General features: G+C 62.2%; 19 protein-coding genes. 11 read left to right on the top strand and 8 right to left on the bottom strand.

What is annotated here, in order from left to right; genetic code table 11:
* Positions 1-512: 512 nt before the first annotated feature.
* A complete protein-coding gene (locus tag AC0L2R_RS29775; RefSeq protein WP_473513142.1) occupies positions 513-1,178 on the top strand; it encodes a dienelactone hydrolase family protein in 666 nt (221 codons plus the stop codon).
* Positions 1,179-1,300: 122 nt separating this feature from the next.
* Positions 1,301-3,847: an NAD-dependent epimerase/dehydratase family protein gene (locus tag AC0L2R_RS29770; RefSeq protein WP_473513141.1), complete on the top strand. Its 2,547-nt coding sequence runs from the start codon at positions 1,301-1,303 to the stop codon at positions 3,845-3,847.
* Positions 3,848-3,950: 103 nt separating this feature from the next.
* Here the strand turns inward: AC0L2R_RS29770 and AC0L2R_RS29765 are convergent, their stop codons facing one another.
* Positions 3,951-4,205, bottom strand: a complete 255-nt coding sequence (locus AC0L2R_RS29765) for a DUF982 domain-containing protein (protein ID WP_091590175.1) — start codon at positions 4,203-4,205, stop codon at positions 3,951-3,953.
* Between the two features lie 113 nt (positions 4,206-4,318).
* Here AC0L2R_RS29765 and AC0L2R_RS29760 point away from each other — a divergent pair, with 113 nt between their 5' ends.
* The 8 genes from AC0L2R_RS29760 to AC0L2R_RS29725 all read left to right on the top strand — a co-directional run bounded on the left by AC0L2R_RS29760 (position 4,319) and on the right by AC0L2R_RS29725 (position 9,701).
* Positions 4,319-4,918, top strand: a complete 600-nt coding sequence (locus AC0L2R_RS29760) for a metallophosphoesterase family protein (protein ID WP_473513140.1) — start codon at positions 4,319-4,321, stop codon at positions 4,916-4,918.
* Positions 4,919-5,303: 385 nt separating this feature from the next.
* Positions 5,304-6,458, top strand: a complete 1,155-nt coding sequence (locus AC0L2R_RS29755; protein ID WP_473513138.1) for a DUF3182 family protein — start codon at positions 5,304-5,306, stop codon at positions 6,456-6,458.
* Between the two features lie 55 nt (positions 6,459-6,513).
* Entirely contained in the window at positions 6,514-6,918 is a 405-nt protein-coding gene (locus tag AC0L2R_RS29750) for a SpoIIAA family protein (RefSeq protein ID WP_139172476.1), read from the top strand.
* 20 nt (positions 6,919-6,938) lie between these two features.
* Positions 6,939-7,160: a hypothetical protein gene (locus AC0L2R_RS29745; RefSeq protein WP_473513137.1), complete on the top strand. Its 222-nt coding sequence runs from the start codon at positions 6,939-6,941 to the stop codon at positions 7,158-7,160.
* Positions 7,161-7,278: 118 nt separating this feature from the next.
* Complete coding sequence (locus AC0L2R_RS29740; protein WP_245268652.1) at positions 7,279-7,452, top strand: hypothetical protein; 174 nt, start codon at positions 7,279-7,281, stop codon at positions 7,450-7,452.
* Positions 7,453-7,640: 188 nt separating this feature from the next.
* The gene (locus AC0L2R_RS29735) at positions 7,641-8,168 is read left to right on the top strand and encodes a YciE/YciF ferroxidase family protein (protein ID WP_023799488.1); all 528 of its coding nucleotides are present in this window, start codon (positions 7,641-7,643) and stop codon (positions 8,166-8,168) included.
* A gap of 275 nt (positions 8,169-8,443) precedes the next feature.
* A complete protein-coding gene (locus tag AC0L2R_RS29730; RefSeq protein WP_245268651.1) occupies positions 8,444-8,995 on the top strand; it encodes a hypothetical protein in 552 nt (183 codons plus the stop codon).
* 142 nt (positions 8,996-9,137) lie between these two features.
* Positions 9,138-9,701, top strand: coding sequence for a sigma-70 family RNA polymerase sigma factor (locus tag AC0L2R_RS29725; RefSeq protein ID WP_027153520.1), 564 nt, complete (start codon positions 9,138-9,140; stop codon positions 9,699-9,701).
* Here AC0L2R_RS29725 and AC0L2R_RS29720 read toward each other — a convergent pair whose 3' ends face one another.
* Positions 9,702-9,884, bottom strand: coding sequence for a hypothetical protein (locus AC0L2R_RS29720; protein WP_023801247.1), 183 nt, complete (start codon positions 9,882-9,884; stop codon positions 9,702-9,704).
* A 269-nt stretch (positions 9,885-10,153) separates the two neighbouring features.
* Here AC0L2R_RS29720 and AC0L2R_RS29715 point away from each other — a divergent pair, with 269 nt between their 5' ends.
* Entirely contained in the window at positions 10,154-10,369 is a 216-nt protein-coding gene (locus tag AC0L2R_RS29715) for a hypothetical protein (RefSeq protein ID WP_473513135.1), read from the top strand.
* On the opposite strand, the gene AC0L2R_RS29710 is transcribed toward AC0L2R_RS29715, so the two are convergent.
* From AC0L2R_RS29710 to AC0L2R_RS29685, 6 genes are read right to left on the bottom strand one after another with little or no spacing between them, the layout of a single operon-like run.
* Complete coding sequence (locus AC0L2R_RS29710; RefSeq protein WP_473513134.1) at positions 10,366-11,439, bottom strand: class I SAM-dependent methyltransferase; 1,074 nt, start codon at positions 11,437-11,439, stop codon at positions 10,366-10,368. The genes AC0L2R_RS29715 and AC0L2R_RS29710 overlap by 4 nt on opposite strands.
* Positions 11,397-12,386 (bottom strand): GNAT family N-acetyltransferase, encoded by a 990-nt coding sequence (locus AC0L2R_RS29705; protein WP_473513133.1) that lies wholly within the window; start codon positions 12,384-12,386, stop codon positions 11,397-11,399. Before AC0L2R_RS29705 ends, AC0L2R_RS29710 begins: the two co-directional genes overlap by 43 nt.
* A gap of 9 nt (positions 12,387-12,395) precedes the next feature.
* Positions 12,396-13,460, bottom strand: coding sequence for a glycosyltransferase (locus tag AC0L2R_RS29700; protein WP_473513131.1), 1,065 nt, complete (start codon positions 13,458-13,460; stop codon positions 12,396-12,398).
* Entirely contained in the window at positions 13,457-14,308 is an 852-nt protein-coding gene (locus AC0L2R_RS29695) for a PIG-L deacetylase family protein (RefSeq protein WP_473513130.1), read from the bottom strand. The genes AC0L2R_RS29700 and AC0L2R_RS29695 overlap by 4 nt, the downstream gene beginning before the upstream one ends.
* Positions 14,309-14,315: 7 nt before the next feature.
* The gene (locus tag AC0L2R_RS29690) at positions 14,316-15,248 is read right to left on the bottom strand and encodes a glycoside hydrolase 5 family protein (RefSeq protein ID WP_287217076.1); all 933 of its coding nucleotides are present in this window, start codon (positions 15,246-15,248) and stop codon (positions 14,316-14,318) included.
* On the bottom strand, positions 15,241-16,002 hold the full coding sequence (locus AC0L2R_RS29685) for a TIGR04290 family methyltransferase (RefSeq protein WP_473513129.1): 762 nt from the start codon (positions 16,000-16,002) through the stop codon (positions 15,241-15,243). Before AC0L2R_RS29685 ends, AC0L2R_RS29690 begins: the two co-directional genes overlap by 8 nt.
* Between the last annotated feature and the right edge of the window lies 1 nt (position 16,003).

Raw genomic sequence — 16,003 nt, 5'->3', positions numbered from 1 at the left:
GCTCCCTTGTTTGAGATCTGACGACCTCACTCTGGCACATCCGATGCCGTCGGGCGCCGTCCACCCCATCATGCCGTGACATCAGAGCGTCATGACGGTGCAGAACCTTTGATGGCGGAGCGAGGCGCCCCCCTCTGTCCTGCCGGAAATCTCCCCCACTTGGGGGGAGATCGGCCTTCATCAATGATTTCGCCAACCACCAACCTTGCAAAAAGGACGCTGCCTCGAAGCTGCCGATCTCCCCCCTCGTGGGGGAGATGCCGAGTCTTGGGCAAAGAGGGCAGGACAGAGGGGGGCGCGAAGGATCGCTACGGAGCGCTTTTGTTCTGGTCCGCTGCATTCCTCGGCTGAGGTAACGGCATGCATCCCAAGGTCTGCGCCGCGTCGCTCCGGATGGAGGCCATATTTTTTCTGACCTTCCCCGGAAACATTTCCGCCATGCCAGTGTTTAACGCACTGAGTGGGCGCGAGGCGCAGTTCCTCTGCTGCGATCCTCCCTTTGGAGTGTAACGATGCCGGCAACCGCCATGACAGAGGTCGAGGAGGTCAGGATCGAGCCCGGCGGGCTCGTCGGGCTGCTGGGCGTGCCGCACGGTGCGCAAGGCATCGTCATCTTCGCTCATGGCAGCGGAAGTGGACGGCTCAGTCCGCGCAACAATCACGTGGCCGCTGCACTTCGGCAGGCCGGACTGGCGACCCTTCTCGTCGACCTGTTGACGTCGATCGAGGAAGGCGACAGGCGAAACGTCTTCGACATTGACCTGCTCGCATCGCGGCTCGCGCTGGCCACGCATTGGGCGGCTGCCGAAGCCCGTACCAGAAGGCTTGTTCCGCTCTATTTCGGGGCAAGCACTGGCGCCGCAGCCGCGCTGGCGGCCGCCGCACGCCCGGATGCAGCTATCGCGGCTGTCGTCTCGCGCGGCGGCCGGCCCGATCTGGCGATGGACGTGTTGCCGGCCGTGCGTGCCCCGACACTGCTTCTGGTCGGCAGCCTGGACGGGCCGGTGATCGGGATGAACCAGCGGGCCCTTGCAGCGCTGAAGGGCGAGAAACAGTTGATCATTATCGACGGTGCCGGCCACCTCTTCGAGGAGCCGGGCACAATGGATGAAGTGATCAGGCACGCCACGCGATGGTTCCTCGATCATCTCGCGCCTCCGGAAAGGCCGAGGCAATGATCCTGGGCAGGTCAAAGCGCGAGAAACAAAATGAATCCAGTTCCAAGTTGCCGGGCGAGCCGAGCAAGGCCAAAGCGCATCGCGCCATCGGGCCGCTCTTCCAACACGGTCGGGCCTGAGCCATGGCAAATCACGGCACGACCCTTCCGACGGTTCTTGTCACCGGCAGCAGCGGCTTCCTGGGGCAGGCGATCGCGCGAGGCTTGATCGACCGCTATCGCGTCATCGGCCTCGACGTCGCAAAACCCAAGCATGCCCCCGCCGGCATGGAGACGATCGAGATCGATCTCACCTCCGATGAGGGCGTGAGCAGGGCTGTGCAGGCGGCACGGGAGCGCAGCGGCGGCCGCATCGCTTCGGTCGTCCATCTTGCCGCCTATTATGACACGACCGGCGAGGACAACCCAAAATATGACGCCGTCACCGTGCAGGGCACGCGCCGGCTGCTGAAGGCGCTGACGGCGGTCGAGAGCGAACAGTTCGTGTTCTCCAGCACGCTTCTCGTCCATGCGCCAAGCCCGGAGAAGGGCGCGAAAATCAATGAGGACTCGCCGCTTGACCCGGCCTGGGCCTACCCAAGATCGAAAGCCGAAACCGAGGCGCTGATTTCGCGGGAGCGCGGCCAGATCAAGACGGTGACCCTGCGGCTCGCCGGCGTCTATGACGAAGACTGCCGGGCCGCCTTTATTGCCCAGCAGATCGCCCGCATCTTCGAACGCTTGCCGACCGCGTCTCTGTTCGCCGGCGATATCACCGCCGGCCAGCCCTATCTGCACAAGGACGATCTCGTCGATGCAGTGGTGCGCACCGTCGACCGGCGCGCCGAACTTCCGGCCGAGACCGTGCTTCTGATCGGCGAAGAAGACACACCGTCATACGAGGAGATGCAGAAGCGCATCGGCCGGCTCATCCATGGCGAGGACTGGCGCACCCTGGCGCTGCCGAAGCAACTGACGAAGCTCGGCGCGTGGGTGCAGACGGAGGTGCTCGACCAGGACACCGACATCAAACCGTGGATGATCGAGAACTCGGACGATCATTACGAGATCGACATTTCGCGGGCCAAAACCCTGCTGGGCTGGGCGCCCAAACACAATCTGCTGGACACTCTACCGGAGATGATCCGCCGGCTGAAGCAGGACCCCACGGACTGGTATGCGGCCAACAAGCTCGATCCGCCCGTTGTCGCGGCTTCTGACCCCGAGATCGAGCAGGCCGAAAGGCGCCTCAAGGGACCGCTCGAGCGAAACAAGGAAGAGGTCGAAGCGGCGATAAAACGGCATCGGTCGAGGACGCTCTGGGCGCCGATGACCAACGCTGCGCTTGGGCTGTGGCTGGTCACCTCGCCAATGACAATTGGCCTGTTCGATCCCGTCACAGCCGCAATGCCACCCGCTCTGGGGCACGCTGTCGCGGAGCCGCAATTGCGCAACGCAGGCCTCGGCGTCAGCGAGATCGTTTCCGGCCTGCTGGTGACGGCCTTTGCGTTGATGGGCATGTCCCGACGCTGGCGCTGGGTGCAGTGGATCACGGCGTCGCTCGGCGTTTGGGTGATGCTGGCGCCGTTGCTGTTCTGGACGACCAGCGCCGCCGCCTATGCCATCGACACGCTCGTCGGCATGCTGATCGTCGCCTTTGCGGTGATGATCCCGCCGACCCCTGGCATCAGCCGCCGCGCGCTGGCGGCCGACGACGACATTCCGCTGGGCTGGACCTATTCGCCATCGACCTTCACGCAGCGGATACCGATCGTGGCGCTGGCCTTCGTCGGCCTGTTCGTCTCGCGCTATCTCGCCGCCTTCCAAATGGGCCACGCGGATGGGCTGTGGGATCCGTTCTTCGGCCCCGGCGGCGCGCCGGTGCGCAACGGCAGCGAGGCGGTGGTGACGTCATGGGTCTCGAAGGGTTTTCCAGTCGCCGATGCCGGGCTCGGCGCCTTCGCCTATTGCCTCGATATCCTCGCCGGTGCGATCGGCGACCGACGGCGCTGGCGCACCATGCCGTGGATGGTGCTCCTGTTCGGCCTGCTGATCGTTCCGCTTGGCGTGGTCAGTGTGTCCTTCATCATCATCCAGCCACCGCTGATTGGCGCGCTGTGCACGCTCTGCATTCTCCAGGCCGCCGTCACGGTGGTGCTGATCCCTTACTCCGTCGACGAGGTGCTGGCGACCATCCAGTATCTCTGGGGCGCCACGAGGGCAGGCGAGCCGTTCTGGCGTACCTTCTGGATGGGCGGACCGGCGCTGTCGGAGAACCAGACGCCTGGCGCCGATCTCGACCGTCCGGTTTTCGAGGTGCTGAAGGAATTTGTCACCGGCGGCGTCAACTTCCCGTGGACGCTGGCAGCAAGTACGCTGCTCGGCGCCTTGCTGATGACCACGCCATTGATCTTCGGCACGCAGCCACCGCTTTACTTCAGCGATCATGTCGTCGGCTGTCTCATTATCATGGTCGCAGTCACGGCCATGGCCGAAGTGGTCCGGCCGCTACGCTTCCTCAATGTCGTGCTTGGCGCATGGGTCGCGGTGTCCCCCTTCGTGCTTGCCGGCGGTGAAACCCCGGCGATGGTGGCGGACGTTGCGATCGGTCTGGCGCTGATCGTGCTCAGCCTGCCGCGCGGCACGCGCAGTGACCAGCACTATGGCGGTTGGGATCGAGCGATTGTCTGAGCAACTCGACCTCAGCGCCTGGCAAGGCGAAGCGCGCGTGACGATCTGCAGGAGCAGGTCAAGGAAGAGATCGGATGGCCTGACAAGGCTCTGCCTGACGGGGCTAGATTTGTTCGCCGAGCAGGATCCTCGCGTCCTTGGCCGCGACGATGAACGCCTGGCGTGCGACCCTTGGCGGCTTTTCGCCGCGGATAACAGCAAGGCAGGCTGCGATTGCAGCCAGTCGCGTCTTGGACGCTGGCGTCGGCCAGTCCTTCAGCAGCACTTCAGCCGCATCGGAGACAGACAAGACAACCCTGTCACGATCGATCCGACCGGGTTGAACGACAATTGGCTTTCTGAAACGTCTCGTGCGCACGACACTCTCCAAAGCGAGGAGTATGTTAGCCGCGTCTGATCTTGTTGGCCACCTCAAATGTTAATTGCGGGAAGGCGAGGTTCGGACAACGTCCGCAAAGGCTGTGAACGACCATGATCTATTTCACGGCCGACACACATTTCAGCGATCCCCGCATTCTGCGCATCGATCGCCGCCCGTTCGGCTCGCTGGCCGAACACGATCGAGCGCTGATTTCGCTCTGGAACGAAACCGTCAGCCCGAGTGACCAGATCTGGCATCTCGGCGACTTTGCCAAGGGATCGGCCGAATTCGTTGCATCGCTGCTGTCGTCTCTTCATGGCGAGAAGCATCTTATTATCGGCAACAACGATGGCGCGGCGACCATAGAGGCTGCGGGTTGGGCCAGCACACAGCATTACAAGGAACTGACGATAGACGGCAGGTTGCTGATCCTTTGCCACTATCCTTTTCGCACCTGGAATCAGATCGGCAAGAAATCGATCAATCTGCATGGCCATTCCCACGGCAGGCTGAGCCCGGTCACACGCCAGTACGACGCCGGCGTCGACAGCTGGGATTTCCGCCCGGTCACCCTTTCCGCCATCCTTGCAAGCCGACGGCGGCACCCCTCCACTTCGTCATCCCAGGGCGGAGCAAGGAGCGAAGCGACGCGCGCAGACCCTGGGATCCATTCCGTGACGTCAGCCGAAGAATGCAGCGGGTCAGAATAAAAGCGCTCCGCAGCGATCCTTCGCGCCCCCCCCTCTGTCCTGCCGGACATCTCCCCCACGAGGGGGGAGATTGGCCTTCATCACTGATTTCGCCAACCACCAACCGTGCAAAAAAGGGACGCTGTCCGCGAAGCTGCCGATCTCCCCCCGTGTGAGGGAGATGTCCGGCAGGACAGAGGGGGGCGCTGTCCGTCGGCGATCAAAGGTTCTGCACCGCAGCGCGCTCCAAGGTCACGGCTGGATACCAGCGTCTGCGCCCGCGCGGCGAGCCTGCCAATCCGGGCTGAACGTTCTGCCATCTGCTGCGTTCTCCCGGGGACAGGGCGCGTAGGACCGCAACATCGGCGCCCAATGCCCATAACGAGGAAGCACCGGAACGACCGATATGACCGAGCACAGAGGCACTCAGCCGAGCCAGCCAAAAGGCACCGTGATCGCATTCTCCGAGCCGGGCTGCGAGCCTCTCTACGCTCACGAGCGGGAAGCCATAGCTGCCGTCGCCCGCACCATTGCCACCCTCAAGGGGTTTGCCTTCCGGCAGGGTCTAGGCCACAGCAGCGGCAATGGCGGGCGCTTGTACTTCGTGCCGGACGACAGCTTGCTTGCCAGCGATGCGGCACGGCTGGGTATCAACGGGCCGCAAGACCTCTTCGGCGGCGTGGTGCCTTGGCGATTCGCGACCACCAAGGCCATAACCCACGAACTGGTCGACGACCTGGCCGAACGACCGAAGGAATGGTCAACCGGCTTCGGCAGAACTGTCGCCGCCGCAGTATTGCCTGGCTACACCGTGTTTTCGCGGCACGATGCGCTGCGAGCAGCGCAACGCCTGCTGAGGCATGGGCTGGCCCGGCTCAAGCCACCGCTTGCCTCGCGAGGCCAGGACCAGCACATCGTTCGCACGGTTGCTGACGTCGAGAGACTGCTCGAGCGATACCGCTCCCCCGACTTGAACGAGTACGGTCTGGTGCTCGAAGCTGACCTTCGTGACGTCGTCACTTTGAGTGTTGGCAGAACCGAGATCGACGAAACCATGGTCGCCTACTACGGCACTCAAACGACGACGACTGATAATGCGGGACAATCCGTTTATGGCGGGTCGGACCTCATTGTCGTGCGCGGCGGATGGGAAGCTCTCGAAGACCTTCAGCTTCCCCGCGCACTGGGTTCGGCAATTGCGCAGGCGAGGGCCTATGACGCGGCGATGGCTGAGTATCCTGGATTTTTCGCCTCGCGGCGTAACTACGATATCGGCCAGGGTGTCGATTCGTCGGGTATCTGGCGATCCGGTGTGCTCGAGGCCAGCTGGCGCATTGGCGGCAGCAGCACGGCCGAGCTTGCGGCAATAAAGATCATGAAGCAGGACCCGGACATCCAACTGGTGCGTGCGTCCGCGGTCAAGACGTTCGGCAATACCAGCCGGTTGCCTGACAACGCCGACGTTCACTTTCAGGGAGAAGACCCCGATGAGGGTCCGATCACGCGCTATACCGTCGTCACGAATGCGACCCGGGAGCCGCCAAGGAAAGCGGTGGTTTAGTGTCTAAAAACGCTTAGGACCAGGGAACATCCGTCGGCGGCTTGAGTTGTTCGGCATGATCCCGAAAACCAATCCGAAGGAGGAAAAAGTGATCGAGGTTATTTCTGCTCCTGAGAATGTCGCCGCATTTCGCGTTGCCGGTACCGTGACCGCGGAGGACTACGACAAGATCATCCCGACCATCGAAGAGAAACTGAGCGAACATGAAGAGATCGGCATCCTGGCCGACCTTACCGATCTGGAGGACATGACGGGCGACGCGTTGCGCCGCGATCTGCAGTACGGCTTGAGCAAACTTGGCGAACTCCACCGCTTCCAGCGTGCCGCAGTGGTGTCCGAAAAACAGTGGATCAAGGCAGCTACCGAAATGACGGGCGCACTGTTCCCGCAGATCGAGGCGCGGGTGTTCCCGGCGGACGAAAAGACCCAGGCTCTGGAGTGGGTAGCACGCGTTCAATAGCGGTATCTAGGGGAGCGGCCATGCCAACCATCTACAACAAACGACAGAATTCGGACGGGCTGTGGGAAGTCTACGACGACGAGAGTGAGGAAGCCGTCGTGGTTGACGGCATGCCGCTTTCCGGCCTCGATGAATTCGAAGCCAATGAGGCCATTCGAAAACTCAAGCGGGGTGAGGTGACTTCCGACAACATTCCGCCGACTGCCCAGTCTGGCTGGCCTCCGACCAAAGACGGCATATAATCAATGCAAGCGTCCTGCCCCGGCGCGAGCAGGTTGCAGGGGCGACGTTTCCAGTGCATTCTTGCTGTCGTCGATGACCACACAGTATCTTAACCACCAGTTGGAATGCCCTTATTGCTTGACGATAAGGCTGAGGATTCCGGCCGACGCCGGTCCTGACGACCGGATCTTTTGCGATGACTGTGGCGAATTCCTCGGGACCTGGGACGATCTGCTTACCGATTTTGAGAGGCAGGGCGGCCAGGATGGAGTGTTCCGTCTCGACAAGGGCCGTATCAAGCGGATCGATTGAGCCGATTGCTGGCGAAGCCATTTGCTCGCACCGCCGTCTCGCCAGCGTAAGCCTTGCAGCACCTGCGCGGCCTGAGGCGAAAAATTTCCAGCGGCTCGAATCATCAGGGAACTTGTTGCCGGCCGGCGGGGTTATCGGTCGCCTTCCCAGTTAGGGAGGCTAGCTCCAAACCTCAGCGGGAGACGACCATGGCAACTGCGAAAAAAGCCGCGAAAGCGACAACCAAGGGCCTTGAGGACCTGTTCCTCGACGGGCTGAAAGATCTTTACTACGCCGAAAAGAAAATACTGAGGGCGCTGCCGAAAATGGCCAAAAGCGCGGAGTCGGAAAAAGTGACTGCTGCCTTCGAAAAACATCGCATGGAGACGGAAGTTCACGTCGACCGGCTCGAGGAGGTGTTCGAGAAATTTGGCAAGGCGGCACGCGGCAAGACCTGCCCGGCGATCGACGGCATCATTGAAGAAGGCTCCGAGATCCTCGAAGACTATGACGGTGCTCCTGCGCTCGATGCCGGACTGGTCGCAGCGGCGCAAGCCGTCGAACATTACGAGATCGCCCGGTACGGCACTCTTGTCGCCTGGGCGGAACAGATGGGAAAGGCCGACGTCGCCGCCCTTCTCAAGGCAACGCTCAAGGAAGAGGTCGCGACAGACGAAGCGCTGACCGGGTTGGGCGAGGGTGGTGTCAACCAACGTGCCCTCCAAGCCGCCGCCTGATTCCTGGTGGTGACAGGCTTGCGGAGCCCAGGCGAAGATCGCCAGGCTCCGCTCGCAAGATGCAGGTAGTGCCTTGCCGTCCGGGATTCTTGAACCGGCGTGGCCGACTGGCCATTGCCAGGCTTGAATTAGCTTGAACCGGAATCTTCAAGAAGACCAATGGGTCAAAGACATTGCGCAGATGCCAGGTGAGAGAGCCCGCTATCGTTGGCGTTGGCGTTCGGCATGGCGTTGAGTGGCCGAGCGACCCGTTTAGCGAGCCCGGTTGCGGGTGATTGGAACATCTGCCGACCAACGCCGTTGATATGCTCGGCAGGCGAAAGGGGCTGCATATGTCAAAACTTCAGGCGGTGACTCCAGAGCATCTGCAGCGGCTCAAGCTCGAGGCGTCTGCTTATTTTGGTCCGAAAGTACTCCACGAAGCATTGTTGCGTCTTTGCCAGGCTTGCGGACGCGATAGCCTTGACCGGTTCGAGAAGACCATGGTCGATAAGATCGAGGCAATGCGCGATGAGAGGGCCGATTTCGAGACAATGAAGGAATTTGCCATCGAACAGCTTTACGCCTGCGTTCGCGAGGTCAGTAGTTCGCCTGACATGAAACAGCCGCTGGAGGGAGCAGAAGCCCGAAGGACGCCTGGTCGGTCGGAAGAGCCGAAGACCCTGGAAGACCAGTTGCAGGCCGGGCTTGAGGATTCTTTTCCCGCGAGCGACCCGCCGGCGGTGGTGTCAACAGCGATATCCGGCGGGGCGAAAAAGCTGGTCGGGACTGACGAAGTCCTGAAAAAGCAGCGGGAAGAGGCGGCCAAGAACAACGACCGGTCATAGACGGCCGCCCGCCCAATCCGAGATTTTCCAGCACCTAATTTCGATGTCCGGAACGATCCAAACCTTCATGCATTTAGCTAGGTCTGCGTTCATCAACTCTTTCTTGCTGGGAGCTGGACCATTGTCCTCCAGGGGCTACCCCTTGGCCAACCAGGAAACGGACGACGTTTCCATCGTTGACCTGATACCTGCCTTGCGAGCCTTCGCCCGCACCTTCTGCCGGGTTCCCGACGATGCCGACGACCTGGTCCAGGAGACATTGACCAAAGGGCTCGCCAACATCGACAAATTTGAGCCTGGAACGCGTATGAAGTCATGGCTCTTCACCATCATGCGCAATAGCTATTATACGCGCATCAAGGCCGCCGACAGGGAAAAGCCAGGCCTGCTCGACTGCGCCTCCGCAATCCCGATTACGGAAGCGACGCAGGAGTGGTCCGTTCAGAGCAAGGAAGTCTCCAACGCGGTCCAGAGGTTGCCGGAGCATCAGCGCGAGGTCCTGATGCTGATCGGGGTCCTTGGCGTCAGCTATGAAGAAACTGCCGAAATATGCGGTTGCGCGGTTGGAACGGTAAAAAGCCGCCTTAACCGAGCGCGTGCCAGCGTGCTGGAATACCTCGGCGAAAGTTCCTTGCAGACATTGGTGGAACGACGCAATCACCTGTCAGCAGCACAGGGAAACTTCGCAGTCGACAGGCGCCGATAGCTAGTCCTGTTTCTTTGCTTTGCATCGACGCTTCTCGACAAGCGCATTCTGCAATTGAACCGCAAGGTCGGTCAGCTGGTCGGGGACCTTTTCCTGCTCGATAGCAGTCAGCAGAGATGCAATCTTCCGGTCTATTGCCAGCCGGAGTTTCGGGCTGATGCTATCGTCGCTCGAGCGAGACATAGTGTTCTCTTAACGAATCAGTCCCTTCACCAGTGTGGTGACGGCAATCAGAGTTTGCAAGGATTCGCGCGGCCTCACAGTCAGCGCCGTCCCTTGCACAGCCCGTCCTTTGCACAGCATTGTATCGAAGCTGCCGATCTCGTCGGGGAAGCCTATGCTTTCCCCTCGGGTCTTCCCGGCGCTGTTGCCGGGTGCGCTCGACATTTCGACTCTCGTGACCTCGACTGGCCACTGGTCATGATTGGCGTTTGCGGTTGCAGCAGTCAGTCTTGGGAGAGACGATCTGCGGCGTGATACTGATCGGAGTTGATCCGATTGCCATCGAGCCGGCGTTGCTCGGTGTGCTGCTTCTCAGGCTCTGCTGGACAAAGCAAAGCCGCGTTTCCTTGACCTTGTCCTTGGCCAAATCGGTCATCGCGCCGGCCGCCGGAGCCTTTATCTTGACGGCAGAGGTGATGTCTATCTTGCCGCCGGATGCCTTCTAGTCCTCCTTCGGATTGTCGGCACTCACAGGTGCCCTGTCTGTTTGGTGCGCGTGTCTCATTGACGCCCTCGTCTCTTTGACTCCCGAACAATCATTGCGCCGTAATGTTCCCTCGGATGCCACAAGAAGAAAGGCATTGCCGTCCCACAGCCGGAACGGCTTCGCGCCGTCAGCCACGACCTGCATGCCATGGGCTTCGGCGAGGCGGTGAACATCGGCACGATCCAGCGCCGTCGATCCGCGATAGGAGTAATTCAGAAGTGCTGCCACGCCTGACGGTTTCAGAACACGCGCAATTTCCTCGAAATACCGCTCCGCCAGGCCAGCCAGCACCAGATAGGGGAAGCTGTCGACAGCCAGCACGCAATCGAAGCTTGCGTTGGTAAAATCGGCGAGATCGAGACCAAAGGTCTGCCGCAGATCCACATTGCGCAGCCCGGCACATCGCCGACGAGCGACCGAAATCATCTCCAGGGATATGTCGATGCCGACGATCCGGTGCGCGGCATCCGAGAGCGCGCTTTCGAAGCGGCCGATGCCACAACCAATGTCCAGTATGTCCTGGTCGCGGCCGGTGAAGCCTTGCCGCTGCAACCATGCGACGATCTCGTCGGTGGCGGCGGTGAGTTTCTCCTCGTCTCCCAGCGAAGACAGTTGAACGCTCGCCGCCTGGGAAATCGTCGCCGCGGCATCAAAGCCGGCGGCCAGCCGCCTGACGACCGCGGCGTCAGTTTCCCATTCATCGCGTTCGTGGCGGACGGCGGCACCTGTTTGGCGCAGCGTGGTGAAGATGTCAGGCCTGTGACGAAGCAGATCGGCGATCCGCTCCAGTCTGTCGCGTTTTCGCAGGTCGGCTGAACGCATCTCCAGCGCCACATCGGCCAATTCTGCGGCATCGACCCCGGTCTCGAAGCGCAGCGCCAGTCTGGCAATGATGGCGTCGACGCAGGCGCCGTCGGCCATGCACTCCTCGATCAGCATTTTTGCGGTCGATGCCGCCTGGGGCGATGGCTTTCGTCCGGTGGCGCTCATCGAGCCATGCTCCGCGTCCAGACCTTTCGCATTGTCCATTGGTCGACGGCCCCCCAGCCATACTTGTAGCTCTCCTGGCCGCGCAGAAAATCGAACTCCCGCGCCCCTTCACGAGCCGCTTCGGCAATCGCGTGACCGATCAGGATTGCGCCGGGACTTTCCTCGGCATAGGCCGGATCAAAACCGCCAAGGTAGGCGTAGGCGCGGTGGCGATGATGAAATCCGTAATAGGCGCCGACGACCGCATCGTCGATGGCAACAAGCCAGCATCGGACAAGACCCTGTGCGGCAAGCATGGGAAGCGCCTGCCGATGGAATTCTTCTGCAGCCGGATCGGCCAGGACGCCGTCGCCGCGCCCGGCCCAACGCGCGCCGTGAAGGCGGATCAGGTGATCGAAAAACGCTTTGAGATCGGCCTGCGCCGGTATGATGGAGACGCAGCCGCGCCGGCGTGCGGCATTGTGCGCGCGGCGCAACTGGCGTCTTCGCCGCGCCGGAATGCAGACCGCGAGCGCATTGTCGCCAGCGATCGGCAGCACGGGACAAGCGGCGTGGTCGACGGGTTGATCCGCCTCCAGCGCAGGGTGCGCGATAGTGAGACCGGCAGCACCGGCCGGCAGGTCCGGTAAGATCCATTGCGACCAATTGATCGCCAGAACCCGGTCGGCGATGACGGCGGCGACAGCCGCTTCGATGCCGGGGCAACACAGGACATCCAGGTAGTCGCTCAACGAAATCCCAACCGGAAGCAGTCTCGACCCGCAAGTTGCGTGTTCCAGGTAAAGCGGTGCCAATCCCACCAGATCGTCGCCTCGCCAGACGGCGATCGTCGCCAGCTCTCCGGGCGCGAATGCGCGCCACCACGGCACCAGCCAGGCGGGGCTTTGGAACGGCGTCGCTGTCCGGCTGTGCGCCCACAGCTCCCGCCAGCGCGGCGCCAGCGCCTCAAAGGCGGCCGGATCGTCGATGATCTCGGAGCGGAGCATGAAAGCCGCTCACTGCACCGCCGCCAGGCGCCTGCGGCCGGCACCAAGCCCTGCCAGCGCCTGGTAGGCGTCCATGTAAGACGAAATCATTTGGTCGAGCGAAAAGCGCCGCCGCGCCTCGGCCCGGCATGTCTCGGCATCCAGGCCGGAGGCTGCGACGATGGCCTCCGCCATCTCATGGATGTCGTTGACCAGAAAGCCCGTCTTGCCGTGTTCGACCACATCCGGCAGCGCACCGTTTGGAAAGGCGACGACCGGCGTGCCGCAGGCGAGAGCCTCCATCGCGACAAGCGAGCTGGTTTCCGCGGCAAGGCTGGGAATGACCAGGCAGCGGGCGGCGTTGAGAAAGTGCCGCTTTGCGACGAAGCCGAGCGGACCGAGGAAGCGGCGGCGCTGGTCGAGGCGCGGCTGGACTTCGTCACGAAAGTACAGCGTGTGCGTTTCGTAAGGGTAGACCTTGCCGCCGATGATCAGCCGCACGCCAGCCTGTTTGGCCGCGTCCAGTGCCAGGTGGATGCCCTTTTCCGGGCAAATGCGGCTGAGCACCAGCGCGAAGTTGCGCTTGAACTGCCGACCGCTCAGCGCATCGATATCCACGCCGTTTGGAATGGGTGCCAGCAGCCTGGCACCCGGCGGCGCGGTCCTCTGTTGGGCCATCGAGACGGCGTGAAGCCATAGATCGTCGCGGACCGTGCGCAAGGCATCGGTGGGATACCAGTCGAGCGGCAGGTGCAGGCTTACCAGGGTCGGGCCATCATCAGGCAGATAGGCATCAAAATCGATGCCGTGCAGATGAACCACGTCGATCGGCCAACGGGCGCGTGCGACTTCTATCGCGGTGCGGTGAGAGCGCTGTGCCCGTTTCTTCGCCGCATCGTCGAGCACACCTGGTTCAGCAGGCGTCTCGATGAGCACGCCCGCCGCTTTCGAGCCCTGGCAACCGATCACGATGGAAGCGTGTCCCGCGCGCACGAGCGCCTGGTCGAGCATCGACAGCACCTGCTCGGCACCGCCAACCGCATCCGGGCCGACTGGCGCGAGAGGGTAGGCGACGTTCAGGACGGTGAGGGTCATGGCCGGTCGAGCCCAAGCTCCTCATGCGCAGCGGCCGCGGCGTGAAGCCAAACCGCCGGCTCGAAGCCGAGCGGCAGCGCCTCGTAATAAAGCCTGCCGCTGTTCGGCAGCGCCAGGAAATCATAGGCAGGCGCCACCCGGAAACGTTCGATGCGCGCCGTGAACGGCGCCAGCGTCCGTTGCTGTGTCCGGTGGCAGGCCAGCATGCACTGCTTCCGTTCGAAAGCCGCTTCCGTAAGGTGCAATTCGATGCGCTCGCTGCCGGAATGACTGTTGAAATCCTGAAGGATCGTACCCTCAGGCCCGGCCGAATAGAACGCCATTTCGACGATGGCCGGTGCCTGGCGTCCGTCGCGGCGCAGCAAATGGCAGGCCGCATGGACGGCAAAGGCGGTCGCGTCATGATCGGGGTGACCACCTTCATAAGGATGCGTGCAGACGAAGCTGACATCGCGCTCGGCCAAAAGGCCGGTCAGTTCCCGTGCGAGCGAGCCAAGATTTCCGGCCGCCTGCTTGTCGGGATAACCGAGGCTGATCAGGGCCGTCGACGGCAATCCCGCTGCCGCCAGCACCGCCTCCAACTCCCGATGGCGGGCCTCGGCATAGTCCTGCCACGTCTCGAAGCCGTATGCTCGCGCGTCTTCAAGGTCTCGCGGCGCGCCATCGGTGACATGAACGATGCGAGATCCGCGCAAGCCGGCAAGATGCCCGCCGATGCCGATGGTTTCGTCGTCCGGATGCGCGACAACGATCATGATCTCAGCACCGTCCGAGCGGTGCGGAGCAGCACTTAGCAACAAGGCCGCGAATTCGGCAAGCGGTCCGGACCTGTCAGCTGCGTGTTGCATGACACACTCATGCTGCCGAAGCCCGCACCGCTCTGACCGGCGAGGCAGCCATGGCGGGAGCATAGCGGCGGGTCATCGTCGCGCAAAACTCCGCAAATTCCTCCGGCACCAGCGGCGGACTGGTGTGGTGCGGCATCACTCCGCGGTGCTCCGGCGTGAAGCAGAAGGTGATGGTCACGTCGAAATCGGCAAGTGCTTCCATCTGCCGGTCGTACCAATCCAGCGCATTCGGCCTGAAACTGTCGGCCCAGGAAAGCCCGGTGCGCAGATTGGTGACGCCCAGCCGTTTCATCCAGGCGACGGCGTCGTCCAGCCGGGGATCTTCAAAGTGGAACCATTGCACCAGCCCCATCCCGGGTGCGTAACGCAGGAATTCCTCGAGCGCGGGTTTGGGCGTGCCATCTTCGCGGAGCAGGCCCATGTAGAAGTGGCGATAGTAGGAGGAGCCTTCGGCCTCGCGATGACGCGTCGTTGCCCCCCATTCGCGCGGAAGATCGTAGAGGCTGTACCATTGCACGCGCGAGGCATTGCCGAGCAGCAGTTCGGCGCTCCGACGCAAACCCCAGAGCTGGACCTCCTCCGCCCCGAAGCTCGACACACCAACTTCGCTGACCCACACGGGAAGATCGGTGACGGTCGAAATCTCGCCGATCTTCTGGGGCCATTCCTGAATCTGCCAGAGATTCCAGTCGAGTGGGAAGCCATGCACACCGACGGCATCGACATGATCGAGCACCCCGTATTGCTTCATGAGCGCCATGAAATCGGCATCGATCGGCGAAATGCCCCCCAGTATCCTGGTCACGGCCGGGTTTGCCGATGCGATCGCATCGGCGGCCAGTATTGCCATGTTGGCGAAGCGGCTCCAGTCGGGGTCGAGTTCGGGATCCCAATGGGATTTGTTGTTCGGCTCGTTCCAGATCATCGCGGCTTCAATCATGAAGTTGTCCTTTCGACGGGTAGACGGCGCTGCCGCCGGCCGGCTCACCGGCGGCGCGGCAGAAATAAACCTCTTGCTCCGGGTGCAGCACGATCTCGAAGCCGGCGCTGCGCAGTATCGCTTCGGTGCAGGCGCGATTGGGAATCCACCAGTTGGTCGGGTCGTCGGCATAGCGATGCTCGACGAAATGCAGCTTCGGAAACTCCGGCCGGTCGAACAGATCGTGGGTCCAGAAAGGATAATTCTCATCGAGCGCAGGCAGTTCGATGCTGCCCCGCTGCATGGACTGGAAGATCATCAAGTCGCCGGCAACGTGCTCCCGGATCAGATCGAGAGCGAGCAGCGGGTGGCGCAGGTGATACAGCACGCCCATGAACAGGACGATGTCGAATTTCTCCCGCAAGGCGCCAACGTCGTAGACCGACAGCAGCTGGAATTCGATGTCGCAGTCCGCGATTTCGGCGGCGAAGCGCGCCTGCGCCAGATAGGCTTCATCGAAATCGATGCCGAGGACGCGGCCGGCGCCGCGTCGCTTCATCTCGATCGAGTAGAAGCCGGCGTTGCAGCCTATGTCGAGCACGGCCTTGCCGGACAGATCGGCAGGAATGGCGTCGGCGAACTTGCGCCATTTGATCAGCGGGTAGTTGCCGAGGAAATGGTCGGGGGCGGTTTCGACGCCCGCCAGCTCCATGTTGTGGAACCACGGGCCAAGGGCATCGATGCGGCGGCGTATTTCGGCGCTCGAATGCAGCATG

It is taken from the genome of Mesorhizobium sp. WSM4820 (assembly GCF_055811075.1).
This window is presented reverse-complemented; position numbering and strand designations above follow the sequence as displayed.